21 protein-coding genes and 2 tRNA genes are annotated in these 23,784 nt (G+C 54.4%); 12 read left to right on the top strand and 11 right to left on the bottom strand.

The window, feature by feature from the left end; genetic code table 11:
• Window positions 1-18: 18 nt before the first annotated feature.
• Window positions 19-546 (bottom strand): phosphatidylglycerophosphatase A family protein, encoded by a 528-nt coding sequence (locus FE783_RS01915; protein WP_138877607.1) that lies wholly within the window; start codon window positions 544-546, stop codon window positions 19-21.
• Window positions 547-738: 192 nt separating this feature from the next.
• Here FE783_RS01915 and FE783_RS01910 point away from each other — a divergent pair, with 192 nt between their 5' ends.
• The 4 genes from FE783_RS01910 (at window position 739) to FE783_RS01895 (ending at window position 3,603) form a co-directional block, all read left to right on the top strand.
• Window positions 739-1,779, top strand: a complete 1,041-nt coding sequence (locus tag FE783_RS01910; RefSeq protein WP_138877606.1) for a GerMN domain-containing protein — start codon at window positions 739-741, stop codon at window positions 1,777-1,779.
• 208 nt (window positions 1,780-1,987) lie between these two features.
• The gene (rph, locus tag FE783_RS01905; RefSeq protein ID WP_138877605.1) at window positions 1,988-2,752 is read left to right on the top strand and encodes a ribonuclease PH; all 765 of its coding nucleotides are present in this window, start codon (window positions 1,988-1,990) and stop codon (window positions 2,750-2,752) included.
• Window positions 2,730-3,407 (top strand): non-canonical purine NTP pyrophosphatase, encoded by a 678-nt coding sequence (locus FE783_RS01900; protein ID WP_138877604.1) that lies wholly within the window; start codon window positions 2,730-2,732, stop codon window positions 3,405-3,407. Before rph ends, FE783_RS01900 begins: the two co-directional genes overlap by 23 nt.
• Window positions 3,408-3,414: 7 nt before the next feature.
• Window positions 3,415-3,603 carry a COMM domain-containing protein gene (locus tag FE783_RS01895; protein ID WP_138877603.1) on the top strand — a complete coding sequence of 63 codons (189 nt, stop codon included), beginning with the start codon at window positions 3,415-3,417 and terminating at the stop codon, window positions 3,601-3,603.
• Window positions 3,604-3,875: 272 nt separating this feature from the next.
• Here the strand turns inward: FE783_RS01895 and asnB are convergent, their stop codons facing one another.
• On the bottom strand, window positions 3,876-5,720 hold the full coding sequence (gene asnB, locus FE783_RS01890; RefSeq protein WP_138877602.1) for an asparagine synthase (glutamine-hydrolyzing): 1,845 nt from the start codon (window positions 5,718-5,720) through the stop codon (window positions 3,876-3,878).
• A 231-nt stretch (window positions 5,721-5,951) separates the two neighbouring features.
• On the opposite strand from asnB, the gene FE783_RS01885 reads away from it, so the two are divergent.
• A complete protein-coding gene (locus tag FE783_RS01885) occupies window positions 5,952-9,155 on the top strand; it encodes an efflux RND transporter permease subunit (protein WP_274381425.1) in 3,204 nt (1,067 codons plus the stop codon).
• A gap of 75 nt (window positions 9,156-9,230) precedes the next feature.
• Window positions 9,231-9,392 carry a hypothetical protein gene (locus FE783_RS37370; protein ID WP_158301576.1) on the top strand — a complete coding sequence of 54 codons (162 nt, stop codon included), beginning with the start codon at window positions 9,231-9,233 and terminating at the stop codon, window positions 9,390-9,392.
• A gap of 68 nt (window positions 9,393-9,460) precedes the next feature.
• On the opposite strand, the gene FE783_RS01880 is transcribed toward FE783_RS37370, so the two are convergent.
• The 7 genes from FE783_RS01880 to FE783_RS01850 all read right to left on the bottom strand — a co-directional run bounded on the left by FE783_RS01880 (window position 9,461) and on the right by FE783_RS01850 (window position 15,418).
• The gene (locus FE783_RS01880) at window positions 9,461-9,889 is read right to left on the bottom strand and encodes a hypothetical protein (RefSeq protein ID WP_138877601.1); all 429 of its coding nucleotides are present in this window, start codon (window positions 9,887-9,889) and stop codon (window positions 9,461-9,463) included.
• Between the two features lie 158 nt (window positions 9,890-10,047).
• The gene (locus tag FE783_RS01875) at window positions 10,048-10,764 is read right to left on the bottom strand and encodes an ankyrin repeat domain-containing protein (protein WP_138877600.1); all 717 of its coding nucleotides are present in this window, start codon (window positions 10,762-10,764) and stop codon (window positions 10,048-10,050) included.
• Between the two features lie 42 nt (window positions 10,765-10,806).
• Window positions 10,807-12,315: an S-layer homology domain-containing protein gene (locus FE783_RS01870; protein ID WP_138877599.1), complete on the bottom strand. Its 1,509-nt coding sequence runs from the start codon at window positions 12,313-12,315 to the stop codon at window positions 10,807-10,809.
• A 134-nt stretch (window positions 12,316-12,449) separates the two neighbouring features.
• Entirely contained in the window at window positions 12,450-13,142 is a 693-nt protein-coding gene (locus tag FE783_RS01865) for a response regulator transcription factor (RefSeq protein ID WP_138877598.1), read from the bottom strand.
• Complete coding sequence (locus tag FE783_RS01860; protein ID WP_138877597.1) at window positions 13,139-14,620, bottom strand: sensor histidine kinase; 1,482 nt, start codon at window positions 14,618-14,620, stop codon at window positions 13,139-13,141. Before FE783_RS01860 ends, FE783_RS01865 begins: the two co-directional genes overlap by 4 nt.
• A 161-nt stretch (window positions 14,621-14,781) precedes the next feature.
• Window positions 14,782-15,021: an Os1348 family NHLP clan protein gene (locus FE783_RS01855; protein WP_138877596.1), complete on the bottom strand. Its 240-nt coding sequence runs from the start codon at window positions 15,019-15,021 to the stop codon at window positions 14,782-14,784.
• A gap of 323 nt (window positions 15,022-15,344) precedes the next feature.
• Window positions 15,345-15,418: transfer RNA gene (locus FE783_RS01850), tRNA-Arg, on the bottom strand.
• 169 nt (window positions 15,419-15,587) lie between these two features.
• Between FE783_RS01850 and FE783_RS01845 the strand changes: the two genes are divergently transcribed.
• Window positions 15,588-16,373 (top strand): DUF1906 domain-containing protein, encoded by a 786-nt coding sequence (locus FE783_RS01845; RefSeq protein WP_138877595.1) that lies wholly within the window; start codon window positions 15,588-15,590, stop codon window positions 16,371-16,373.
• Window positions 16,374-16,675: 302 nt separating this feature from the next.
• On the opposite strand, the gene FE783_RS01840 is transcribed toward FE783_RS01845, so the two are convergent.
• Window positions 16,676-16,746, bottom strand: a tRNA-Gly gene (locus tag FE783_RS01840).
• A gap of 423 nt (window positions 16,747-17,169) precedes the next feature.
• On the opposite strand from FE783_RS01840, the gene FE783_RS01835 reads away from it, so the two are divergent.
• From FE783_RS01835 to ispG, 5 genes are all read left to right on the top strand, one after another.
• Window positions 17,170-18,120 carry a hypothetical protein gene (locus FE783_RS01835; protein WP_138877594.1) on the top strand — a complete coding sequence of 317 codons (951 nt, stop codon included), beginning with the start codon at window positions 17,170-17,172 and terminating at the stop codon, window positions 18,118-18,120.
• Window positions 18,121-18,257: 137 nt separating this feature from the next.
• Entirely contained in the window at window positions 18,258-19,556 is a 1,299-nt protein-coding gene (gene tig / locus FE783_RS01830; protein ID WP_138877593.1) for a trigger factor, read from the top strand.
• Between the two features lie 208 nt (window positions 19,557-19,764).
• Complete coding sequence (clpP, locus tag FE783_RS01825; RefSeq protein WP_138877592.1) at window positions 19,765-20,355, top strand: ATP-dependent Clp endopeptidase proteolytic subunit ClpP; 591 nt, start codon at window positions 19,765-19,767, stop codon at window positions 20,353-20,355.
• Window positions 20,356-20,366: 11 nt separating this feature from the next.
• Window positions 20,367-21,638, top strand: a complete 1,272-nt coding sequence (clpX, locus tag FE783_RS01820; RefSeq protein ID WP_138877591.1) for an ATP-dependent protease ATP-binding subunit ClpX — start codon at window positions 20,367-20,369, stop codon at window positions 21,636-21,638.
• A 100-nt stretch (window positions 21,639-21,738) separates the two neighbouring features.
• Window positions 21,739-22,836, top strand: coding sequence for a flavodoxin-dependent (E)-4-hydroxy-3-methylbut-2-enyl-diphosphate synthase (gene ispG, locus FE783_RS01815; RefSeq protein ID WP_138877777.1), 1,098 nt, complete (start codon window positions 21,739-21,741; stop codon window positions 22,834-22,836).
• On the opposite strand, the gene FE783_RS01810 is transcribed toward ispG, so the two are convergent.
• The gene (locus FE783_RS01810; RefSeq protein ID WP_138877590.1) at window positions 22,837-23,526 is read right to left on the bottom strand and encodes an N-acetylmuramoyl-L-alanine amidase family protein; all 690 of its coding nucleotides are present in this window, start codon (window positions 23,524-23,526) and stop codon (window positions 22,837-22,839) included.
• Between the last annotated feature and the right edge of the window lie 258 nt (window positions 23,527-23,784).

The following is a 23,784-nucleotide window of genomic DNA, read 5'->3' as shown; positions in this document are numbered from 1 at the left end:
GGGGTTGTTTTTTCGCGCTCATGCTTCATCTACATACTCGTCCGTCTCCTTCTCCGCTTGCTTCCGGTGGGCGATCCGGCTGCTTGCCGCCGCCGCGACGGCGCCGACGATGTCGTCGAGGAACGTGTGGACGTCTTTGCCGTTTTTCTCGTTCAACCGTTTCAGAATGCCCGGCTTCATCTTGTCGATATATCCGAAGTTGGTGTATCCGATGCTTCCGTATACGTTGACGATGGACAGCGACAGTACTTCGTCGCATCCGTACAGCCCTTCGTCGTTCAGGACGATATCCTGCAAAGGCGCAAACAGCTTGCCTTCCTCCGCCAATACGTCCAGCTGGATTCCCGTCAAAACCGCGTTCTGGACTTCCCGCTTGGAAAGCACCCGCTCGACGGAATCCATGCACTCCTCCATCGTCAGGCCGGGATAGTACTCTTTCTGCAGGAACATGACCAGCTCCCCGATTTCCCTCTTGTCGACTCCCCGCCGGCGAAGCCAATGCTCCGTAGCTTCCGCAACGCTGCGGCTGTTCAGGCTGTAATCCATGATGCATCCTCCGTTTCGTCACATCGTATCTCATTCATTGTTGCCAAAACCGTCCTTTTTCAACATGAATTCATGGAGAAAGTTTGCGAGGCTCATGGACAAATTCGGTCGGAAGAAAACCGATTCCGTTGTTATAAAACGGCGAAGGGCTCGTATACATAATAGTACAAGATAAGAAGAGGAGGATTCCCAATGAGACTGACGAAGTGGACCAAATGGGCTGCGATCGCGGGGGTTACCGTCCTGCTGACGTCCGGATGCTCGGTGCTGAAATCGAAGGAAAGCCAGGAAATCGATCCGCCGCAAAACGTAGCGGGCACGAACGGGAAGACGGGCGAGGCTGTTCCGACCAGCGCTCAAGTTCAGCAAGGCATACAGGTCACCATGTATATGAAAGATATAAACAACTATGTCGCTCCGGTAACGGTGCATATTCCGAAAACGGACGCCGTCGCCCGCACTACGCTGGAATATATGGTGGAGGACGGCGCGGCGAAAACATTGCTGCCGGCAGGCTTCAAAGGACTGCTTCCGAAAGGGACGACCGTCAAAGGACTTGACATCAACAAAGACAAAAAGGTTGCGACCGTCGATTTTTCCAAAGAATTCAATAACTACTCCGCCGCCGATGAGCGCAAAATATTGGAAGCCGTCACGTGGACTTTGACCGGATTTCCGAACGTGAACGAAGTGCGGATCTGGGTTGAGGGCAAAGAGCTGAAGGAGATGCCGAAAGGCCGCCTGCCGATCGTCGGGGCGCTTAGCCGGGCGATGGGAATCAATCTGGAGCGGGCGGAAGGCGCCGATTACGGGCAGACTACGCCGGTTACGCTATACTTCCTCGGTCAATCGGACGGCAGCAACTCGTATTACGTGCCTATCACCCGAATGGTGAAGCGTACGGAAGATAAAGCCAAAGCGACGATCGAGCAGCTGATCGCCGGCCCGATGCGGAACAATTTGTTCTCGGTTATGCAATCTACGGTTGACGTACCGAAGATCGATTCGGCGAACGGCATAATTACGGTCAACTTTACGGATACTTTGCTCGGTCCGGACCGCAAAGCTCCCGGAGAGGCGCTGCAGTCGATCGTCCTGTCTTTGACTGAGATCGCCGGCGACTCGAAGGTGCAGATTATGGTCAACAACGATGTCAAAGTGACTTCCACCGATAATCAGAGCTACAGCAAGCCGGTATCCCGTCCGACCAATGTCAACGCGATAAAAATGTAAATCCGTTGTGCCGTCGAAGTCATTCGGGCATATTTGGAAGAAGAAATGTATGACCGGAAGCGATGCTGTCAGAGCGGACCCGTTCCGCCGGATAAGCATCGCTTTCCGGTTGTAAACTTTAACAGCCGGGTTTGCGGTTTCTTTTCGATCCGGTGTTTGGTAAAATGAGGTAGGCTATATTCGGCAAACAACAGACGGGGGTGCCAGCATGAGAACCGACGGCAGACGATACGACGAAACGAGGGCGGTTACGATTACGCCCCATTATATCAAGCATGCGGAAGGCTCCGTACTCATCGAGGTAGGCGACACGAAGGTGATCTGCACCGCCTCGATCGAGGAGAGGGTGCCTCCTTTCATGAAAGGGCAAGGACGGGGCTGGATAACGGCCGAATATTCGATGCTGCCGCGGGCCACCCAGGTGCGCAACCAGCGGGAAGCGGCCAAAGGAAAAGTAGGCGGCCGGACGATGGAAATCCAGCGGCTGATCGGACGCGCGCTGCGCTCGGTCGTCAACCTGGAAGCGCTTGGAGAACGGACGATTACGCTCGATTGTGATGTGATCCAGGCCGACGGAGGCACGCGCACTACGTCGATTACGGGGTCCTTTATCGCGTTATGCTTCGCGGTCAACAAGCTGATGCGCGACCAGAAGCTGAGCAAATCGCCGATTACCGATTATTTGGCTTCCGTCAGCGTCGGTGTCGTCAAAAATCAAGTATGCCTCGACCTCAATTACGAGGAAGATTCGCAGGCCAAGGTCGATATGAACGTCGTCATGACCGGGCAAGGGAAGTTCGTCGAGGTGCAGGGGACGGGGGAAGAGTCGCCGTTTACCCGCGAGGAGCTTAACGAGCTGCTGGCGGCGGCCGAGACTGGTATTCAATCGATGATCGGAAAGCAGAAGGAAACGCTCGGTCCGTTGACAGCTGTAGTGGGGGTCGGTACCGATGCCGCTAACGCCAGAAAATAAGGAGCTTGTCATCGCCACCCGTAACGCGGGCAAAGCCCGCGAGTTTGCGTCGCTGTTCGAGCCGCTCGGTATCACGGTGCGCAGCCTGAACGATTATCCGGATATTCCGGATATCGTGGAGGATGGCGAGACGTTCGCCGCCAATGCGCTCATTAAGGCGAAGACGGTAGCGGAGCGGCTCGGGGTACCCGCGCTTGCCGACGATTCCGGTTTGTGCGTCGATGCACTGGACGGGCGTCCCGGCGTCTACTCCGCGAGATTCGCCGGAGCCGGGGCCAAGGATGCCGACAACAATGCGAAGCTGCTGAGCGAGCTGGATCTTCTTGTAAAGGCTGGACGCATTGCTGCCGAACCGGCGTTTGCCGACGGCCGGGAAGTCCGACTGCTGAGCAAAGCCCGGTTCGTGTGCGCGTTGGCTCTGTATGATCCGAAGTCGCATCCCGTGCAGGTGGAAGGGTATTGCGAGGGAGTCGTCATCGATACGCCTATCGGCGCAAACGGCTTCGGCTATGATCCGCTGTTCTATATTCCCGAATTCGGCCAGACGATGGCCGAGCTGCCGATGGAGCGCAAAAATGCGCTCAGCCACCGAGCGCGTGCACTGCACAAGCTGGAGGAGCTGCTCCGCGATTCCGGCGTCCGATTGGAAAGGTGAATGAGCGATGATGTGGCAAACTCTGTTGTCCGGCGATCGGATCGAGGTAAGATACGACAAGAGCGACAAGACGGCGATGCTTGAAGTGAACGACGGAGGTCTCGTTCCGTCATATATGACGCTCCGGCTGGATGCGGCCGAGTTGGACGAGCTGCTTGCGGCGCTTCGGGAAGCGCGGCGTCTTATGGAGACGTGAATATGCAGCGCATAAATGGATCAAAAACCCGAGGCAGAAGCCTCGGGTTTTTGCCATGCCTATACACAACCTATCTATTAACGGAGCTATATTCCGCTAAATCGGATATATCACAGCAGTTCACGTAAATAACGGAACTGAAATGCGCTATATGACTGATTTTTGCTTCACAAAAGGAAAAGTAGCCGAATACCGGAATACAGTTCCGCTATTTTAGCATCATGCTCGTTGAAGCGCCCGATAACGGAATTCAGTTCCGTTAGCAAACGATGCTAACGGATCGAAACCTTGTACTCTCTAAGCCACGCATCCATTTGACCGATATAGGCGAACAGCTGCGGACCGGACATGAGCTGTCCGAACCAAGGCAAATCCATCGTGGTCGACTCCGGAGAGACGAGCCGGCGGAGATAATTCGCATCGAGGAATTGCAGCACGGGCGATGAGCTGTCGTCCAGAATGCGCTGCACCCACGCGCGGGTCGCGGCCAAATAGTTCGGATTGTGCGTTTTCGGATACGGGCTTTTTTTGCGGGTCAGCACGTCTTCGGGCAGCAGGTCTTTCAGCGCCTTGCGCAAAATGCCTTTCTCCCGGTCGCCGGCCGTCTTGATTTCCCAAGGAACGTTCCATACGTATTCGACCAGCCTATGATCGCAGTATGGGACGCGGACTTCCAAGCCTACGGCCATGCTCATTCTGTCTTTCCGGTCGAGCAGCGTCGGCATGAAGCGGGTAATGTTCAAATACGACATCTCGCGCATGCGGCGAACCGTTCCGGTTTCGCCCGGCAAGTACGGCACCTCTTCCAACGCTTGGCGGTACCGTTCGTCCAAATAGTCGCGGGGCCGCAGCCAGTCCGCGGTATCCTTGTTCAGCAAATCGGTGCGGATCCCCGCGGATAACGACCAAGGGAACGTATCGGCGTTCAACGATTCTTCGCGGTGAAACCAAGGATAGCCGCCGAATATTTCGTCGGCCGCTTCGCCGGATAAGGCTACGGTGGCCCCTTTCTTGATTTCGCGGCAAAACAAGTACAGGGAGCCGTCCACATCGGCCATGCCGGGCATATCGCGCGCCCGCATCGCGTCGAGCAGCGAATCGACGAGCTCCGGCGTGTCGAAGGAAATGTTATGGTGCCGGGTGCCGAGAACGTCGACCATCCTTTGGATCCAAGGGGCGTCCGAGTTCGGCTGAAATACGTTCGCCTTGAAATGCTTGTCGTTGTCGACATAGTCGACGGAGTACGTATCGATGATGCCCTGGCCGGTCCGGTTGTAATACTGTACCGCGATTGCCGTCAAGGCGCTGGAATCGAGACCTCCCGACAATAGCGTGCAGACCGGAACGTCGGAGATCAATTGCCGCTCCACCGTATCGAGCAGCAGCTCGCGTATTCGGGCGGCCGTAGCTTCAACGTCTTCCTCGTGCGGCCTGCTTTCCAGCTTCCAGTACGTGCGGATCGACACACCGGAGGTGTCGACGATCATGAAATGCCCGGGCTTCAATTCGGCAAAATGCTTATATACACCATGCCCCGGTGTCCGGGCCGGCCCGATGACGAACAGTTCGGCCATCCCTTCGCGGTCGATTTCCGCCGGAAAGCCGGGATGGGCGAGAATCGCTTTCGGCTCGGAGCCGAATGCGAAAAGGCCGCCCCGTTCCGCATAGAAGAGCGGTTTGACGCCGAGCCGGTCTCTGGCCAGAAACAGCGACTGCTCTTCGCTATTCCACACCGCGAAGGCGAATATGCCGTTCAGCCGGTCCAGACAGGCGCGGCCCCATTCGATGTAGGAGACGAGCAGCACCTCCGTATCGCAGTTTGTCGAGAACGAATAGCCTCTTTGCTCGAGCTCCCTTCTCAATTCGGGCGCATTATACAGCTCCCCGTTATAAACGATCGTGTAGTCGGCGTCGTTCTTCGTCCGCGTCATCGGCTGCGCCCCGTTCGCCGGATCCATGACGCTCAATCTGCGATGTCCGAGCGCGCAATGCCGGGAAAGCCAAGTACCGGACGCATCCGGGCCGCGGAGCGCCATCGTTTCGGTCATATCGACGAGCACGGATGCTTGCCCCGTCAAGTCGTTCCGCCAGTCGATCCATCCCGTTATTCCGCACATCCCACCTCATCCTCCCGCAAGTCAAAATCTCGTTGCCGGACAAGTTCCGGCCGATTCGGCCATTCTTATCCGGAACCCAAAAAAAACGTCTTTCGACGTCAGATCAGATGCTCGAAACGGATACTTAAGGGTATGCGGCGTCGACGGGTTTCATGTCTGTCCGCGGCAGATGTCGCACGAACACGAAAATACGCTGCGGCTTGCAGTCCGTCCCGAGACGGGAGGATTTTAATGGAATACGGAAAAAAGGCGCAAACTGGTAGTATAATCTTGCGCTCGAGGAGTGGTATTTTGGGCAGCGTCATCCGCTTTTCCCTCAACAACAAGTTTGCCATCCTGATTTTGACTCTGATCGTGACCGCCGCCGGCATGTTGGCGGGACTGCGCATGAAGAAGGAGACGATTCCGAATATCGACGTCCCGTTTCTAACCGTAACGGCCGTACTGCCGGGGGCCGCGCCTCAGGAGGTGTCGGATAAGCTCAGCGGACCTTTGGAGCAAAGGATCCGGAACTTGAACGGAGTCAGTACGGTTACCTCCACTTCGATGGAGAACGCCTCCTCGATATTCGTGGAATACCGCTACGGGACGAAGATGGACGATGCCGAGAACGAATTGCGTCAAGCGCTCGCTTCGTTCGTCAAGCCGAAAGGCGTGCAGGAGGTGAACGTTTCCAAAATCAGCTTGAACGATTTCCCCGTCATCTCGCTAAGCATATCCGGACAAAATTGGAAGCTGGACGAGCTCACGAAGCTTGTGGAGCAGCAGTTCAAAGCTTCGCTCGAAAGCGTCGACGGAGCGGGTAAAGTCGCGATATCCGGCCAATTCGTCCAGGAAGTGCAACTCGCCTTCGACCGCGGCAAGATGAATTCGCTGTCCATCAGCGAAGATACGGTCAAGGGGATCATCCAAGCATCGGCGGTCAAAGTGCCGCTCGGTTTGTTCGAGATGGAAAACGCTGAGAAAACGATCGTCGTAGACGGCAATGTTACGACGTTGGACGATCTGAAAAACCTGGTTATCCCTGCAGTCCCCGCCATCTCGGGCAATCCGGCCGTCACGGGCGGCGCTGCCGCCGGACCGGTTGCTCCGCCCGCGGGGTCAGCTGGGATTCCCACCGTAAGACTGGCCGATATCGCGGATGTAAAGCTCGTGGGCAAGGCCGAGTCGATTTCCCGCACGAACGGCAACGTGTCGATCGGCATCAACGTGACCAAAACGCAAGAGGCGAATACGGTCGACGTGGTGAACGGGGTCAAGCGGAAGGCCGAGCAATTCGAGCGCGACCATCCGGGCGTCCAGGCGCTCGTCATGCTCGATCAAGGACTGCCGATCGAGGAATCGATCCGCACGATGCTCGATAAAGCGCTGTTCGGCGCTCTTTTCGCCGTCATCGTCATCATGCTGTTCCTGCGCAACGTCCGGACGACGCTCATATCGGTCGTCTCGATTCCGCTGTCTCTGCTCATCGCGTTTGCAGTGCTGCAGCAGACCGGGATTACGCTCAATGTGATGACGCTCGGAGCGATGACGGTTGCAATCGGAAGGGTCGTAGACGATTCCATCGTCGTCATCGAGAACAACTACAGGAGAATGGGGCTCGGCACGGAACAGCTGTCCGGCAAGGCGCTCGTACTGGATGCAACGAAAGAGATGTTCATCCCGATCTTATCGTCTACGCTCGTGACGATCGCCGTATTCGTTCCGCTCGGCACCGTCAGCGGTCCGATCGGCCAATTGTTCATGCCGTTCGCGCTGACGATGGTTTATGCGCTGCTCGCTTCTTTGCTGGTCGCTGTGACGGTTGTCCCGGCGCTAGCCCATTATATGTTCCGGAGGCGGTCGAGAAGAGGCAGACGCAGACGCGAGGACGAGCCGGGTGCGATCGCCCGGTTTTACCGCCGTGCGCTGCTCGGAGCGCTGAACCATAGGGCGTTGACGTCAGCCGCCGCGGTAATTCTGCTAGTCGCAAGCTTCGGACTTGCCGGACTTGTCGGCGTGAGCTTCCTGCCGGAGGAAGAGCAGAAATATGCGATGATCACCTACACCCCGGGTCCCGGTAAACGGATCGCCGACGTCGAAGCCGCCGCTCTGGAGGCGGAGAAGGTTATCCTGAACCGCCAAGGGGTTACGAACCTGCAATACTCGGTTGGCGGACAAAATCCGATGAGCTTCGGTTCGAACAAGTCGGCCCTGTTTTACGTCCAATACGAGAATAAAACGAAGTCGTTCAAGCAGGAGAAAGAAGCGTTGGTCGCGGAGCTTGCGAAGCTGGATGCTTCCGGGAAATGGGGCGAGATGGAGTTCGCCGGGGGAGGCGGCTTTGGAGGAAACAAGCTTAGCCTTACCGTATACGGAGATTCGCTGGAACAGATCAAGCCTGCCGTAGAACGGATCCGGGACGAATTGCGGAAGGAAGGCTCCTTCGAAAAGGTCGAGTCCAGCCTATCCCAAACGTACGAGCAGTATTCGATCATAGCCGATCAGCGGAAGCTGGCCAAGCTTGGCCTCACCGCCGGACAAATCGCCATGCGGCTTAGTCCCGTTCGCGAACGGCCGGTGCTGACCGAAGTGATGGTAGACAACAAGGCTTACAACGTATACGAGAATATCGGGCAGAAGCAGTTCGCCACGATTGCCGATATCGAGAATGCGTCCGTCTCTTCTCCGCTCGGCTTCGAGGTACCGGTGAAAGAGGTCGCGACGATAAAGAAAGGGACGTCCCCCAATACGATCACGCATAAAGACGGGCGTCTGTATGTGGAAGTGACGGCGAACATTACCGCCAAAGACGTCGGCAAAGCATCGGACAGCGCGCAAAGCCTGGTCGGATCGCTCGGACTGCCGGAAGGCATCGAGGTCGATTACGGGGGCGTTACGAAACAAATCGACGAAACGTTTACCCAGCTCGGGCTAGCTATGGCCGCTGCCGTCGCGATCGTCTACTTGCTTCTGGTCATTACGTTCGGAGGCGCTTTGACACCATTCGCGATTTTGTTCTCGCTGCCCTTTACGGTAATCGGGGGTTTGGTCGCCTTGTATTTGGCCGGCGAAACGATCAGCGCGTCGGCAATGATGGGGGCTCTCATGCTCATCGGAATCGTCGTCACGAATGCGATCGTGCTGCTCGACCGGGTGCTGCATATGGAGAGGGACGGCATGAGTACGCGGGAAGCGCTGCTTGAAGCAGGCACGACCCGGCTGAGGCCGATCCTGATGACCGCACTCGCCACGGTAGGCGCTCTGCTCCCTTTGGCGCTCGGCTTCGAGAGTACGAGCGGCAGTTTGATTTCCAAGGGGCTCGGCGTAACCGTAATCGGCGGGTTGATCAGCTCGACCGTGTTGACGCTGTTCATCGTTCCGGTCGTATACGAGTTTTTGGCCAAATTCCGCGGCCGGCCTTTGCGTGAGACCGGGTCGGATCCAGTCGGTTGAACGTGCCCGAATCAGCGGCAAAATGCAACGAAAACTCCCCCGTATGCGTACTACTTGTGAGGGAGGGATCGACCGATGTTTTCTATGGAAGAGAAGGAATATATGCTGAAGCTGCTGGCCAAGGAGAAGCGAAGAGGCTGGTTCGGTATCCGGAAGACGCCGGCCGTGCACGGCAAGCTTCAGCAGAAGCTGGAGCAAATGATCCGCAATGAGCTGGTGAACCGCAAGCATCTATAATTCCAGATACACGACAACCTCCAAGATCACGTTTCGTGGAATTGGAGGTTGCGGTCCGGCGACTGCACCTAGAGTCGTTCGGAATCTCTTTTTTGCTGTGGAGTCAGCAAGCCGTTCAACTCGTAAACATAAGTTCCGTTATCGGCAACGCGCAGCGAGGCGTACCCTTTCTTGCGCAGCTTCTCGAGAATGTCACCCGCTTCTTCCAGACTCAGATTCGATTCGAGCACCACTTCCATCGGCGTTACGAAGCCTTGGTTTCGGGCGGCTACCCGCAGGACGATTTTCTCTGCGCTCTCGCGGGTTTGCGGTTCGGACTGTTTTTGTTCCCGTCTCGCCGACCGGTCTTTGCCGCGGTACCAGATTACGCCGGCGATTATGCCGATAATCAGCAGGATCCAGAAATATTTCGCCAACATTCCCAAGATAGCCAAGACGACGAAAAAGGCGAAAAACACCGTTATGCAGCCTACGCATGAATTCCCCGGAAGTTTCATATTACATTCGACTCCTCTATGTTCCCAAATGCGACAGAGCGATACAACATTATATACGGCAAAAAAAGCATGCCGTTTCGTCGAAACGAATGTTGACATGCGAAAAGGAGCGGGGGGTCCCCGCTCCTTTATCGCCAAATTAATCGCGCAGAAAGATGTTACTTCGCCCCGGCTGCGGTCAACGCCTGCACCATTTCCCGGTAGCCGCGGCTTTGGGCATGCTGCAGGGGAGTGACCCCTTTGCTGTCCGCAAGGTTGACGTTGGCACCGTGTTCGATAAGCAGCTTCACGATGGCCTGATGCTTGCTGCCGCCGTCGCCGAGCAGAACCGCTTCGAGCAGAGCGGTCCAGCCGAGATTGTTGACGTGGTCGATGTTGACGTCGGAGGTCTTCAGAAGCTCCTCCACGATGTCCACATGTCCGCGGTCCGCTGCGGGGATTAATGCGGTTCCCCCGAACCGGTTCGTAATCTTCGTATCGGCTCCGGCCGCGATCGAGGCTTTGACGAAATCGAGCAAGCCTTCGGCTCCGGCATACAGCAGCGGATTGTCCGAACGGTCGTCGCGAATGTTGATGTTGGCGCCTTTCTCGACCAATAGGTTGAAGACGGCCAATTGCTTCGTGTGTACGGCGATCATCGCGGACGTTCGGCCTCTCTCGTCCGTGGCGTCGATGTCCGCGCCTTCGGCAAGCAGCTTCGTAATTGCATCCTTGTCGCCTTTATTCACGGCTGTGAGCAGCGCTTCGTTCAATTTGTTCATTTGTTGTTTTACCGATCGGGTTGCTTGCTGCTCTTCGTTATTCAGCAAAGTGCCGAAATTCGGTTGGCAGCCGGACATAACCAAGGCCAGCGTTAACGCGAGAAGACGCAGCATAGCGAACCAGCACCTTTCCGGTATGATTGTTAGGTTTCGGTGTTATTTCACGGTCAAAGTAACTTGGGAAGGAATAGCCCACGCTCCAACCGGCGCTACTTTGTAGGTCGTACCTGCGGCCAGCTTGCCGTTTTGTTGAATGTCGAACACGCCTACCGCGCTTTTGCGGCTGGAGTATTTATAGGTCGCAATCAGCTTTTCGCCGTTAGGTCCCGTCAGCTCCACGCTGCGGCCGGAGAACAGCTCGTCGCCCGGATCTTGAGTTAGCGAGACGTTGATTGAAGCATCTCCTGCGACTTCCGCGCCTGCCAGCTGAAGCGGAGCGATTTCTTTGGCCGTAAACTTCGGGTTCGCGATATTAGCCCAGTCGGACGTTACCGTATAGGTGACTCCCGGAGTCAGCGTTTGCCCTTCCGGCAGGCGGAACTTCGGCTCCTGTTTGCCGTCGGTGGATTGCGTAAACGGCACGTATTTCGCCACGATCGGCTGGCCGCTTTCCGGCGTAATCGTTACTTGTCTAGCTTGCATGGAAGAAATGACCTGGTACGTTTTACCGTCTGCGCTGTTGTTATCGTCGGTCACGAATGCATTGGCGCCGCGGCCCCCGCTGTAAGCCGAAATAATGTAGCCGTAGTCCACGACCCCGTTCGCTTTCAAAGCTTCAAGCTCGAACGTATCGTTCGTGACTTGGCTGGAGGCGGTCATATCGAGCTTCGTCGCGTTGCCTGCGAAAGTAACCGCCTGTTCGCCTCTATAGGTCAAGCTGTAAGTCGTACCCGCTTTCTGAACCGAAGTCGGTACGATGTAGGTAGCGGTCGAGCCCGTTTTCAGGCGCGGCATATTGGTTAAAGTCAAGCCTTCGTTGAAGGCGAAGTCCGCTTTCGCTTTGTCGAACAGCTCGTTCGCCGAAGTGAGAGGAGCGTCGAACGTTACGATGAGCGTGATGGCGTTCAAAGATTTGATGCTCGTGATTTTGGCGTTTTCCGAAGGAATCGCTTTATGGGCTGCGCCGAGCAAGTATGCCGCTTCGCCGCGTGTCGCGGATTGAGTAGCGGTGTAATATTTGTCCATCCAGTAATTTACCGATTTGACGTCGCGCTTGAGCGCTTTGGCTACGACTTGGACGAGCTCGGCATCGGTTACGGGAGCTTGAGGATTGAACTTGCCGTTGTCGGCTTCCATGATGCCCATTCCGACGATTTCGGAAGCGTATGCGGAATACCAAGCGTTCGGATCTACGTCGGCGAGCGTGGCCGGTTTTTCGGCTTTGCCGTGCAAACCGAAGGTCAGCGCGACCATTTTCGCAAGCTCCGCCCGGTTAATCGGATTGTTCTCACGGATCGATTGGTCTTCATAGCCGTGCAGTACACCGAGTCGGAGCAGTTCATTGACAGCCGCCCGGATGTCCTGATCGATTACTTGATTAACGGCTGCCGCCGCCGTCGGATTCGTTTCGGCCGCCTGTACGTTCAATACCGCGAATGGCAAGGATGTTGCACCTACTGCCGCCGCTACGATCATTGCCGCTACTTTATTGGAAACCTTCTTCATAAGAGATGTCCTCCTCATTAGGTAGTAGATGTTGTTGCCTACACCCGTAATGATAGAGGACATAGCTAAACGGCCGAGAAACGGACTATAAACGGCATATTAAATAGTTCTTAACAAATTATTAAATCGGTGCTTCACACCGTAAACCGGTACCCGGCGCCCCATACCGTCTCGATATATTGCGGATTTGACGGGTCGGCTTCGATTTTTTCCCGCAGTCTGCGAATATGGACCGTCACCGTCGCGATATCGCCGTTCGAATCCATCCCCCATATACGCTCGAACAGATCGTCCTTGCTGAACACCCGGTTCGGGTTGCTGGCCAGAAACTCAAGCAGCCCAAACTCCCGCGACGTAAACACAACCTCCTTATTGCGCACGAACACTCTGCGCGACGCTTTGTCGATAGCAAGCCCCCTAATCTGGATCACGTCCTTCGGCGGCGCCTCCTGCTTCCCGAGCAGGCGCTCGTACCGGGTCAGATGCGCCTTCGCCCTTGCGACGATTTCGCTCGGACTGAACGGCTTCGTAATATAGTCGTCCGCACCGAGATTGAAGGCGCGGATTTTATCGATCTCTTCTTTCTTGGCGGAGATGATCAGGATCGGAACTTCCTTGGCCTCCCGGATTTGGCGGCATATTTCGAAGCCGTCGATGCCGGGCAACTGCAGGTCGAGGATGATAAGATTGTAATCGTCGCGCAGGGCGAGCTGCAGCCCTTCTTTGCCGGTATGGCACAAGTCTACGGAGAAGCCGTTAAGCTCGAAATAGTCCCGCTCCAGCTGAGCGATCGTCGTCTCGTCTTCGATGATCAGTATTCGGGTCATGCGGATCGGTCCCTCCCCGGATTCGTCGTTCGTTTTAACGTAAAAAATACGCTGGTGCCGACTCCAAGCTCGCTCTTCACCCAGATCGACCCGCCGTGCCCTTCGATAATTTGCCTGGCGATGGCGAGCCCGAGCCCGCTGCCGCCGGTCGATGAATTGCGCGAAGGCTCGGCTCGATAAAATCGTTCGAAGATATGGGGAACGGCTTCCTCCGGAATGCCCGTCCCGTTGTCCCTGAATTCGACCGTGACCCATTCGGGGTCGGCTTGAAGCGAGACGGTCAGCTGCTTATCGTCTTTATCCATATATTTCAGCGAGTTGCCGATAATGTTCAGTACGGTGCGCTTCAGCTTCTCCAAGTCGGCGATAACTTCGAATTTGCCTCCCGCTTGGTCGTCCCAATCGATGCTGATCCCTTTGTCCTCGAACGTATAACGCAGTTCATCGATGCAGTCGTCGAGAAAGCTCGCGATATCGACGTGCTCCATCGAGAATTTCACCTGCTTCAAATCCAGCTTGGAGTACAAAAACAGTTCGTCCACCAATTTATCCAAGTCGACGGCTTTCGTGTAAATGATGTCGACGTACTTGTCCATCTTCTCCGGCGTGTCCGCCACGCCGTCACGGATTCCTTCGATGTAGCCTTTGATGCTCGTGATCGGAGTCCGCAAATCGTGGGAAATGTTAGAAATCAATTCTTTGCGGCTCTCCTCGTCTTGGAGGCGGAGGTCGACCGATTGCTGAAGCCGCTGTCTCATATTCTCGAACGCTTCGTTCAGCTGCCCGATCTCGTCCTTCGAATGTAGGTCCAGCTTGAATTGAAGGTTGCCTTCCTTGATGCGCTCGGCCGAATCCCTCAGCAGATGGAGCGGTTTGACGACGCTTCGAGTAATCCAGCGATACAGCAGCAAATTCGCTATGACCAGTACTCCGATCAGAATAAAGGAAAGGGTGGGCAGCAGCTTGCGCGACAGCTCCGCGAACGGACTGCGTTCCCGGATGACGAAGACGCCCCCTTTGGCGCCGTCCGTAAATTTGAAATCGAATTTGGCGTAAGCGTAAAACCGTTCCCCTATGTTGAATGTGTTGCGAATCTGGCTGTTGTCCATATCGTAAGGGGGCAGCGCGTTCTCCAGCTCGGGCTGCTTGAATGTTAACGACTCGAATACTTGATTGCTCTCCCTTCGGACATACAGCCCCGCTCTAACGGTGCGGAGCTTGAAGTCGTAATCGCTCAGCAGCTTTTTGTCCAGCAGCGAATCCGGCTCGTTTTTGGCCAAATATTTCAATTCCAGAAAGATCGACTCTTCCTGCTCGGTCAGCGGATTCAATCGGTAATGAACTTTATAAAACTCCCTGAAGCTGCGTATATCCCCGGTCGATGCGATCGTGAACAGTCCGGCGCCCAACGCGAACATGAGCAGGCTGATGACAAGCATGCCCGTATAAGACAGCAGCAATTTGATTCGTATAGACATGTTCCTCACCCCCATGCATGTTAATTATATACTAGCAGATGGAGCGGCAAACATAGAAGAGTCAAGATGATGGCCGTAGCTATGCCCAACAAAAAAACCGCGTGCAATATGCTCGCGGGGGATAACTTTCTTAATGAACGTTTTTATTTCCTAAGCGGGGATTACGCTTCGAATCCGCCTATCGCTCTAGGAGCCATCGCTCCCCAAAATTTGCTCACCCGCTCTTCAAGCTCCTCCTCGCTAAGCCCGAGGTCGACATTTTTAATCGCCTCTAGCTCTTCGTCTGATAACTGGAAACCGGCGGCTAGGGCGGCTTCTTCCGGATTTTCGATCAGTTGTTGTCGGAATTGCTCATCTTTCATGGCATGGGCGACTAGCTTTGCCAAGTCTAGAACTGCCATAAGAAACCCTCCTTAATAGTTGGTCGAAACGCAATAAGCTTATAAAACCGGGCTTACAGGAAACTTACAAATAAATATTGTCGGGGGTTCTCATCCCCCGGAACGCAAAAAAAGTCACAGCCCAGAGGCTGTAACTTTTTTTCCTACCGTCCCGGAAGGGATACGCTTCGCCGAATCGGCACGGAACTGTGCCGTTCGGAAAGCTCGCGACTGCGAAGCGGATGCTAACGAAGCGTCGCTCTGACGCCCCCCTTGTCGGGGGTTCTCATCCCCCGGAACGCAAAAAAAAGTCACAGCCCAGAGGCTGTAACTTTTTTTCCTACCGTCCCGGAAGGGATTCGAACCCCCGACCGTGCGCTTAGAAGGCGCATGCTCTATCCAACTGAGCTACCGGGACATTTTTGCGATACGCTGACCATTATAACATCGTGCCGAGAGCAAATGCAATTCTTTTTAATTTATTGTTTTTTTCAAACTATTAACGCATTTTCAGAGGCGAATGCCACTGTCGGGCAACCGGGTTTGTCGAATAATGTAAAGTAAACCAGAAAGGGCAGGTGACAGAAATGGCCAAAGGATTTGACTGTTCGACCCCGTTGACGGCTGCGACAGCGGCTGCATTCAAATCCGACGGGTATGAATTCGTTTGCCGGTATTTGGTGCCGTCAGGCTGGAAAAGTCTGACATTGGAAGAAGCGGAGTTAATCAGTGCAAGCGAATTGCAAATTGTCTCGGTGTTCGAGACGACGGCGGACCGGGCGTTAGGCGGGCGTGCGGCCGGATTGCAGGATGGAGCCACTGCCGTTCAGGTGGCGGCTCAACTGGGTCAGCCCGAAGGCTCGGCGATTTATTATGCCGTCGATTTCGAAGCGACAGCGGAGCAGATGCAAACTGTTATTGAATATATTCAGGCCGCCGGCGAGGCATCTCCCGGCTTTCTGACCGGCGTATACGGATCGTATGCAGTCATAGAAGCCGTGAAGGCGGCGGGCGCATGCACGCACTTTTGGCAAACTTACGCTTGGAGCTACGGCGCCATAGCCGACTCGATTCATTTATTCCAATATGAGAATGACATCATGGTTAACGGAATTGCCATCGACCGCAATGAATCGTATGGCAACGAAGGCTGGTGGATCAAGGGGCAATCTACTCCGGGGGAGGATGACGTCATGCAATTGGAACAGTGGCAGTGGAAAATGCTGGGTGACTCGTTGGACGGCTTGTACCATAAAGGTCTGATCGGCGATTATACGTGGGCGGAGAAAGCTTATAAAGGCGAACTGAAGCAATCGGAGCTCGCATGGCTGAATACGATCATATGCGCCAGACAAAACGGCGTTGAGGTATAGCCTAAGGCTTCACGTAAGAGGATAACTCAGATTAAACAATCCCCGTCGGCTTCATTAGCTGGCGGGGATTGTTGTATCGTTATTGTGGAACTTTCGGCTCATTCCTTCGTAAAGAACTGGAAGAAACTTATTACTAAAATAAGGTGATTCTTGTATTCCAAGGAAGTTGGATCGAGAGGGAGACAAGAGGTGTGTGCAATTGCCGGGATCTTGAAATTTATCAGGTACTGGGTGGAGGACTAGAAGAACCAAAACAAAAAGAAGAAGCCTTGGTGGACAAGGCTTCTTCTTTTTACTGCATAAGCGGGTGATGGGAATCGAACCCACGCCACCAGCTTGGGAAGCTGGAGTTCTGCCATTGAACTACACCCGCAAATTGGAAAAGGCAAAATTTAATATATCACACGATGGTACTGAATTCAACTATTTTACGTGCATACCAGGGCAATCGCCGTAACGAAAATAACGTACATTTGACTACTATTGGATCTGAAGCTCATCATTTTCCAGAAGATAGTGTACATATGTGCCTTAATTTTGTAAAACGGCTTTCTTTCAAGGTGAATTTCCCTCTCAGGGAACGAAGTAGCGTTCATTTGAACATAAAACTGTTCGAAATGACGGCAGCTTGGCCGGCATAGCGTACATTTGAACCTTATTTCATTGTCCAAGCGCCATAACATTAGGTTTCCGCCAAGGTTAAAGGGGGATAATAAGCGGGAAAAAAAGTCGACTCTCCGGTAAAATCTGCTACAATGGTATCCGTTGGAACGAATGCGAGACGTATCGAAAGGCGGTGGTTCCGATTTTTTCGTCCAATCCGGACAATGTCATCTTGTTTCCCAAGACGATCGAGTATTACCAGAACGAGTTGACCAAAATGCTGGAGGGGGAGCGGTTTGCCGAGGCGGCGCGGTTGCTCCGGTTTTTGCTGCAATGCCAGAGCGACGATCCGCAATATAAAGAAGAATGGCGGTCGCTGCTCGAATGGCTGACGGCGACGTTTCCGCATTTGGACGCAGACGGGGCGGGGGCCGGAACGGAACATTCGGAACGATCCGAAGAGGATGACGAAGAAGAAACCGAAGGAGAGCTGTTCAAGCGCCATGTGCGCGCCAAAGCGGCCAATGATTCCAAATATACCGAAAAACTGCTCGCCATGCTCGATCCCCGCGCCTCGGCGGAGAAGCAGCTGATGGCGCTGGATCAGCTCGTCCATTTGGACCGCCGCACCGTCGGAGAACCGCTCAAGCTGTGGCTTGAGGAAAGCAGGCTTCATCCGCTCGTGCAGTTCCGCGGTTTGCAGGCGCTCCGGACGCTCGGGGAAACGGGGATGATCGGCATTCGCAAGCTGGGGCAATCCATGACGTTGCCGATCGGCGAGACGCCTTTGCGTTATGAGCAATTTCCCGCAGCCGCCAGAAACGTTCTGGAAAGAACGAGGAAAGCGATGGAATCGAATCAGCCTGGCTTGGCGGAATTAGCCGAGTCGATATGGCGGGATTTCCTGGCATTCCTTTACGGTTCGTCCGTATACGACGAGCTGTCGGCGCTGGACGACACCGGTACCGACGTTTGGGCGGCCGCCCTTCACCATACGGTACAGGAGACGCTGCTCGGCCCCTCCGACGAAAGCGATCTTTCCGCCTCGTACGGCGGGCTCGCGGAAGCGGATCCGAAAGCTTTTCACAAGGCGCTGCAGGTGATCAAGCTATTCGCGACCGTCGCCAATCCCGGAGATATGTGATGTTTCAAGCACAAACTTGAAATGGAGTCGCCTTATGTTATAATATAGTGGTTAAATGGCCATCTGAGAACGTGTGCTGTGGCGACGGAGCCGGGCGTACGTAGGACCGGCAAATTTTTTGGAGGGGAAAGCATAAAATGAAAGCAACCTGGGAAAAAATAGAGAAGAACAAAGTCGTTCTGAACGTGGAGGTCGACGCGGAGCAAGTCGCGACCGCCTTGGACAAAGCTTTCAAGAAAGTAGTCGCGAAAGCGAACATTCCGGGCTTCCGCAAAGGCAAAGTGCCTCGCCAAATTTTCGAAGCGAAATTCGGTGTAGAGAGCTTGTACCAAGACGCTCTGGATATTCTTCTGCCTGAAGTATACGTGAAAGCGGTTGAAGAATCTTCCATCGAGCCTGTGGATCGTCCGGACGTCGAGATCGAACAGTTCGGCAAAGGACAAGCCCTTATTTTTAAAGCGACCGTAATCGTCAAACCGGAAGTTCAGCTCGGCGAGTACAAAGGGCTGGAAGTGGAGCAGAAGGACAACGCCGTAACCGAAGACGAAATCGCGGAAGAGCTGAAGCGTCTGCAGCAGCGTCATGCCGAGCTCGTCGTTCTGGAAGAAGGAACGGCGGAGAACGGCGACATCGCCGTAATCGACTTCGAAGGATTCGTTGACGGCGTTGCGTTCGAAGGCGGCAAAGGCGAGAACCATTCCTTGGAGCTCGGATCCGGCAGCTTCATTCCCGGCTTCGAAGAGCAAGTCGTAGGAATGGCGAAAGGCGAAGAGAAAGACGTTAACGTTACATTCCCGGAAGAATACCACTCCGAAGAGCTGAAAGGCAAAGCGGCCGTATTCAAAGTAACCGTGCGCGACATCAAGCGCAAAAACTTGCCGGAGCTCGACGACGAGTTCGCGAAAGACGTCAGCGAATTCGATACGCTTGACGAGTTCAAGCAAGATATTTCCAAGCGCCTGCAAGAGCGCAAAGAAAAATCGAACGAGCAAGAGCGCGAGTCCGCTTTGGTCGAGAAAGCTGCCGCGAATGCGGAAGTTGAAATCCCTGATGCGATGATTACGACGGAAGTCGATCAAATGTTCAACGATTTCGGCAACCGCCTGAAAATGCAAGGCATGGAGCTGGATATGTATTTGCAATTCACCGGTCAGGACGAAGCTACCGTGAAGCAGCAAATGCGTACCGACGCCGCAAGACGGGTTCGCAATAATCTCGTCATCGAGGCGATCGCGAAAGCGGAGAACATCAGTGCCACCGAAGAGGAAATCAACGAAGAGCTCGAGCGTTTGTCCAATCAATATCAAAGATCGGCGGATGAGCTTCGCGCCATCTTGAGCGCGAACGGCAGCTTGGATTCGCTGCAAACCGATCTGACTACGAGAAAGACGATCGCATTCCTCGTCGAGAACAGCAAAGCGGTGGAAGTAGCCTAAGCATAAATCGATCCGTTCTTACGAAAAGGCACGTTTGCTCCTAAGCGTGCCTTTCGTTTACCCTGCGATCGTGTCCTTGTTTCCGCAGGCGGCAAGGAGCAGCATCGTTTGTGCGTCGCATACATACACTCAAGCAACGGCAAAAATGACATGCGGCCGCAAACGTGGTAGAATGAACCTAAGCTTACTAAAGAAATGAGGGAACGATATGGGCCTGATTCCTATGGTTGTCGAGCAGGAAAGTCGCGGCGAACGTTCGTATGACATCTACTCGCGCCTTCTGAAAGACCGCATCATTTTTTTGGGCAGTGCCATCGATGACGACGTGGCGAATCTGGTAATCGCCCAGCTGTTGTTTCTCGCCGCACAGGATTCCGAGAAAGACATAAGCATTTATATCAATTCGCCCGGGGGCTCGGTTACCGCAGGCTTGGGCATTTACGATACGATGCAGTACATCAAGCCGGACGTTTCCACGATTTGCGTCGGCATGGCGGCCAGTATGGGTTCTCTGCTCCTGACTGCGGGGGCTAAAGGCAAGCGTTTTGCGCTGCCCAACAGCGAAGTGATGATTCACCAGCCGCTTGGCGGCGTAAGAGGACAGGCGGCTGATATTAAAATTCACGCCGACTGGATTTTGAAGACGAAGCACAAGCTGAACGAAATTTACGTGCATCACACCGGTCAAGCGTACGACAAGATCGAGCGGGACACCGACCGGGATAATTTCATGAGTGCCGAGCAGGCTATGGAATATGGGCTGATTGACAAAGTGATCACTCATATTAACCAACAATAGGAGGTGATCCTATGTTTAAATTCAACGACGAAAAAGGACAGCTGAAATGCTCGTTCTGCGGGAAGTCCCAAGACCAGGTTCGCAAGCTGGTAGCCGGTCCGGGCGTTTATATTTGCGACGAATGCATCGAACTTTGCACCGAGATCGTTGAAGAGGAACTGGGCAGCGAAGAAGAGCTGGAGCTGAAAGACGTTCCGAAGCCGAAAGACATTCGCGCCATTCTCGATCAATACGTCATCGGTCAGGAGCAAGCAAAAAAATCGCTCTCCGTGGCGGTTTATAACCATTACAAACGGATCAACTCCCAGAACAAGCTGGAAGACGTCGAGCTGCAGAAGAGCAATATCGCGCTGATCGGTCCGACCGGAAGCGGGAAAACGCTGCTTGCCCAAACGCTTGCCAAAATATTGAACGTACCGTTCGCTATTGCGGACGCGACCTCGCTTACGGAAGCAGGCTATGTCGGCGAAGACGTAGAAAATATTTTGCTTAAGCTGATCCAGGCTGCCGACTACGATGTAGAAAAAGCCGAGAAAGGCATCATTTACATCGACGAAATCGACAAAGTGGCGCGCAAGTCGGAGAACCCTTCCATTACCCGTGACGTATCGGGCGAAGGCGTACAGCAGGCGCTCCTCAAAATATTGGAAGGCACGGTTGCCTCCGTTCCGCCTCAAGGCGGACGCAAGCACCCGCATCAGGAGTTTATCCAGATCGATACGACGAACATTTTGTTTATTTGCGGCGGCGCCTTCGACGGCATCGAGCAAATCATCAAACGCCGTATCGGCAAGAAAGTGATCGGCTTTAGCAGCGAAGGACACAAAACCGACCTGAAGCCGGGCGAATATTTGTCGCTCGTACTGCCGGAGGATTTGTTGAAATTCGGACTCATTCCGGAGTTCGTAGGCCGTCTGCCGGTCGTCTCCACGCTGGAGCCTTTGGATGAGCCTGCATTGGTACGCATTTTGACCGAACCTAAGAACGCGCTCGTCAAACAGTACCAAAAAATGCTCGAGATGGATAACGTGTCTTTGGAGTTTACTCCGGAAGCGCTCGATGCCATCGCCAAAGAAGCGATCAAGCGGAATACGGGAGCCCGGGGATTGCGCGCCATTATCGAAGGCCTCATGCTGGATGTCATGTTCGAAGTGCCATCCCGCGACGACGTTACCAACTGCGTCGTAACGAAGGAAGTCGTCATGGACAAAATTACGCCGGAATTGAAATTGAAGGACGGCAAGTCCGCCCCTGCCAAAAACAAAAAAGAAGAGAGCGCGTAATGCGCCATCACTAAGCTTACCGACTTCCTCCAATCCGTCCGACGCCCCTGCGGGTCCAAGACCGGAGCGGGGGATGTTTGGTATCATGGGAGAGCCGAATATGTACCATCGTACCGAAACGAAACCTGTCCGGGTCGGCAACGTGACTATCGGGGGAAGCAACGAAGTCATCATGCAAAGTATGTGTACGACGAAAACGGCTGACGTCAAAGCGACGGTGGCCGAAATTCTCCGGCTTGAGGAAGCGGGCTGTCAAATCGTACGCGTTACCGTCAACAATAAAGAAGCGGCGGATGCGATCAAAGACATAAAAAAGCAGATTCATATCCCGCTTGTGGCGGACATCCATTTCGACCATCGGCTGGCGCTGGCCGCGATTGAGAACGGCATCGACAAGGTGCGGATCAATCCGGGCAACATCGGCCGCAGGGAAAAAGTGGAGGCGGTCGTTAAAGCTTGCAAGGAGCGTGGGATTCCGATCCGGATCGGCGTCAATGCCGGCTCGCTCGAGAAGCATTTATTGGACAAGTACGGATATCCGACGCCGGAAGCGATGGTAGAGAGCGCTTTGTTCCACATCGGCATTCTCGAGGAGTTGGATTTTCACGATATCATCGTTTCGCTGAAAGCGTCCGATGTGCCTATGGCGATCGCAGCTTATACGAAAGCCGCGGCGGCATTCAAATATCCGCTTCATCTGGGGATAACGGAAGCCGGCACCTTGTTCTCGGGAACCGTCAAAAGCGCGGCGGGACTCGGCACGCTGCTTCATATGGGCATCGGCTCCACGATCCGGATCTCGCTCAGCGCTGACCCGGTGGAAGAAATCAAAGTGGCGCGCGAGCTGCTGAAAACGTTCGGGCTTATTACGAATGCGGCGACGCTCGTTTCGTGCCCGACGTGCGGCAGGCTCGATATCGACCTGTTCTCTGTAGCGAATGAGGTAGAGCAATATATCGAGAAGCTGAAAGTGCCGATTAAAGTATCGGTACTCGGCTGCGCCGTCAACGGCCCCGGGGAAGCGAAAGAGGCGGATATCGGAATCGCTGGGGCAAGAGGCGAAGGAATGCTGTTCCGGTACGGGGAAATGATCCGCAAAGTACCGGAAGCGGAGCTTGTATCCGAATTGAAGAAAGAAATCGACAATATCGTCACCGAATTCGAGCGTACCGGAACGATCCCGGGGCGCCGCCACTAGTTATTCGACATGAAAAAAGAATAAATAATCCAGAACGGCGGAGGCGAGAGCCTCCGTTATTTTGTTTTGGCCGGCGGCTTCCGATAACATCTTCCGGTCGGACGGGTTGCTGATGTAGCCCATCTCCACAATGATCGCCGGAGTCCGCGAACGATTCAGCAAGTAGAACGTATCTCCGACATAAGGGACCGAAGACGTCCTGTACAGGGCGTTCAGCCGGTTCGTAAACAGATGTGCCGCGATAAAGCTCGGCTGATTGAATTGGTACAGCACGCCCGGCCCTCTCGCCGACGATTTTTTGGCCCAGTTCGTATGAAGACTGACGGTCAGCTTCGGCTTCAGCACGTCGACCAGCAGCTTGCGCTGGGCCAAATCCCGCAGATGCCGGGAACGGGAACGAAGCCAGTCGTTATCGTCGCTCGGTGCGTAATCGTGGGATCGGTTCAATGCGACGCAAACGCCCAATTGGCGAAGCCTGTCATAAAGCATTTTGCCTACTATGAGATTCAGATGCTTCTCCAGCAAATCCCCGTGCGATGTCCCTCCATCTATTCCGCCATGTCCGACGTCGATGAGCACGTCGACCGTTGAAACGGGCGAAGGCGAATGGTCCGCATAAGCCTCGCCAGTTGACAGCAGCATGAAAGACAGCGTCAGGAGTGCAAGGCAAACGGTTTTGCAGCGATTCATTCGAGATCCTCCCGGAATTGTGACTTTATTTGCAAAAGTGCCCGAAGGCACGGATTTTTTTCGAACACATGGGGGTTCCCCAAAAGTACTTGGAATTCGCATCGAAGACTGGCTCCACTTTTGGGGGGATGTTTTCCGGGGTCCCCGAAAAGTACCCGGAATATGCTCCAACGCTTCGCTTCACTTTTTGGGTTACATGGGGGCTCCCCCAAAAGTACTTGGAATTCGCATCGAAAGGCCGGCTCCACTTTTGGGGGA

This window comes from Paenibacillus mesophilus, from assembly GCF_005938385.1.
GTDB classification, from domain to species: Bacteria; Bacillota; Bacilli; order Paenibacillales; family NBRC-103111; genus Paenibacillus_AB; species Paenibacillus_AB mesophilus.
The sequence above is the reverse complement of the archived record's forward strand: the minus strand, read 5'-3'. Positions and strand labels throughout refer to the sequence as shown.

What these genes read in the sequence shown, in the direction of transcription:
- FE783_RS01855 (WP_138877596.1), bottom strand. Translation starts at nt 15,021, where the DNA reads ATGGCAGTTCTAGACTTGGCAAAGCTAGTCGCCCATGCCATGAAAGAT.
- rph (WP_138877605.1), top strand. Translation starts at nt 1,988, where the DNA reads ATGAGAACCGACGGCAGACGATACGACGAAACGAGGGCGGTTACGATT.
- FE783_RS01875 (WP_138877600.1), bottom strand. Translation starts at nt 10,764, where the DNA reads ATGCTGCGTCTTCTCGCGTTAACGCTGGCCTTGGTTATGTCCGGCTGC.
- clpP (WP_138877592.1), top strand. Translation starts at nt 19,765, where the DNA reads ATGGGCCTGATTCCTATGGTTGTCGAGCAGGAAAGTCGCGGCGAACGT.
- FE783_RS01865 (WP_138877598.1), bottom strand. Translation starts at nt 13,142, where the DNA reads ATGACCCGAATACTGATCATCGAAGACGAGACGACGATCGCTCAGCTG.
- FE783_RS01910 (WP_138877606.1), top strand. Translation starts at nt 739, where the DNA reads ATGAGACTGACGAAGTGGACCAAATGGGCTGCGATCGCGGGGGTTACC.
- FE783_RS01900 (WP_138877604.1), top strand. Translation starts at nt 2,730, where the DNA reads ATGCCGCTAACGCCAGAAAATAAGGAGCTTGTCATCGCCACCCGTAAC.
- FE783_RS01895 (WP_138877603.1), top strand. Translation starts at nt 3,415, where the DNA reads ATGATGTGGCAAACTCTGTTGTCCGGCGATCGGATCGAGGTAAGATAC.
- asnB (WP_138877602.1), bottom strand. Translation starts at nt 5,720, where the DNA reads ATGTGCGGAATAACGGGATGGATCGACTGGCGGAACGACTTGACGGGG.
- tig (WP_138877593.1), top strand. Translation starts at nt 18,258, where the DNA reads ATGAAAGCAACCTGGGAAAAAATAGAGAAGAACAAAGTCGTTCTGAAC.
- FE783_RS01860 (WP_138877597.1), bottom strand. Translation starts at nt 14,620, where the DNA reads ATGTCTATACGAATCAAATTGCTGCTGTCTTATACGGGCATGCTTGTC.
- ispG (WP_138877777.1), top strand. Translation starts at nt 21,739, where the DNA reads ATGTACCATCGTACCGAAACGAAACCTGTCCGGGTCGGCAACGTGACT.
- FE783_RS01880 (WP_138877601.1), bottom strand. Translation starts at nt 9,889, where the DNA reads ATGAAACTTCCGGGGAATTCATGCGTAGGCTGCATAACGGTGTTTTTC.
- FE783_RS01915 (WP_138877607.1), bottom strand. Translation starts at nt 546, where the DNA reads ATGGATTACAGCCTGAACAGCCGCAGCGTTGCGGAAGCTACGGAGCAT.
- clpX (WP_138877591.1), top strand. Translation starts at nt 20,367, where the DNA reads ATGTTTAAATTCAACGACGAAAAAGGACAGCTGAAATGCTCGTTCTGC.
- FE783_RS37370 (WP_158301576.1), top strand. Translation starts at nt 9,231, where the DNA reads ATGTTTTCTATGGAAGAGAAGGAATATATGCTGAAGCTGCTGGCCAAG.
- FE783_RS01885 (WP_274381425.1), top strand. Translation starts at nt 5,952, where the DNA reads ATGGAATACGGAAAAAAGGCGCAAACTGGTAGTATAATCTTGCGCTCG.
- FE783_RS01810 (WP_138877590.1), bottom strand. Translation starts at nt 23,526, where the DNA reads ATGAATCGCTGCAAAACCGTTTGCCTTGCACTCCTGACGCTGTCTTTC.
- FE783_RS01870 (WP_138877599.1), bottom strand. Translation starts at nt 12,315, where the DNA reads ATGAAGAAGGTTTCCAATAAAGTAGCGGCAATGATCGTAGCGGCGGCA.
- FE783_RS01845 (WP_138877595.1), top strand. Translation starts at nt 15,588, where the DNA reads ATGGCCAAAGGATTTGACTGTTCGACCCCGTTGACGGCTGCGACAGCG.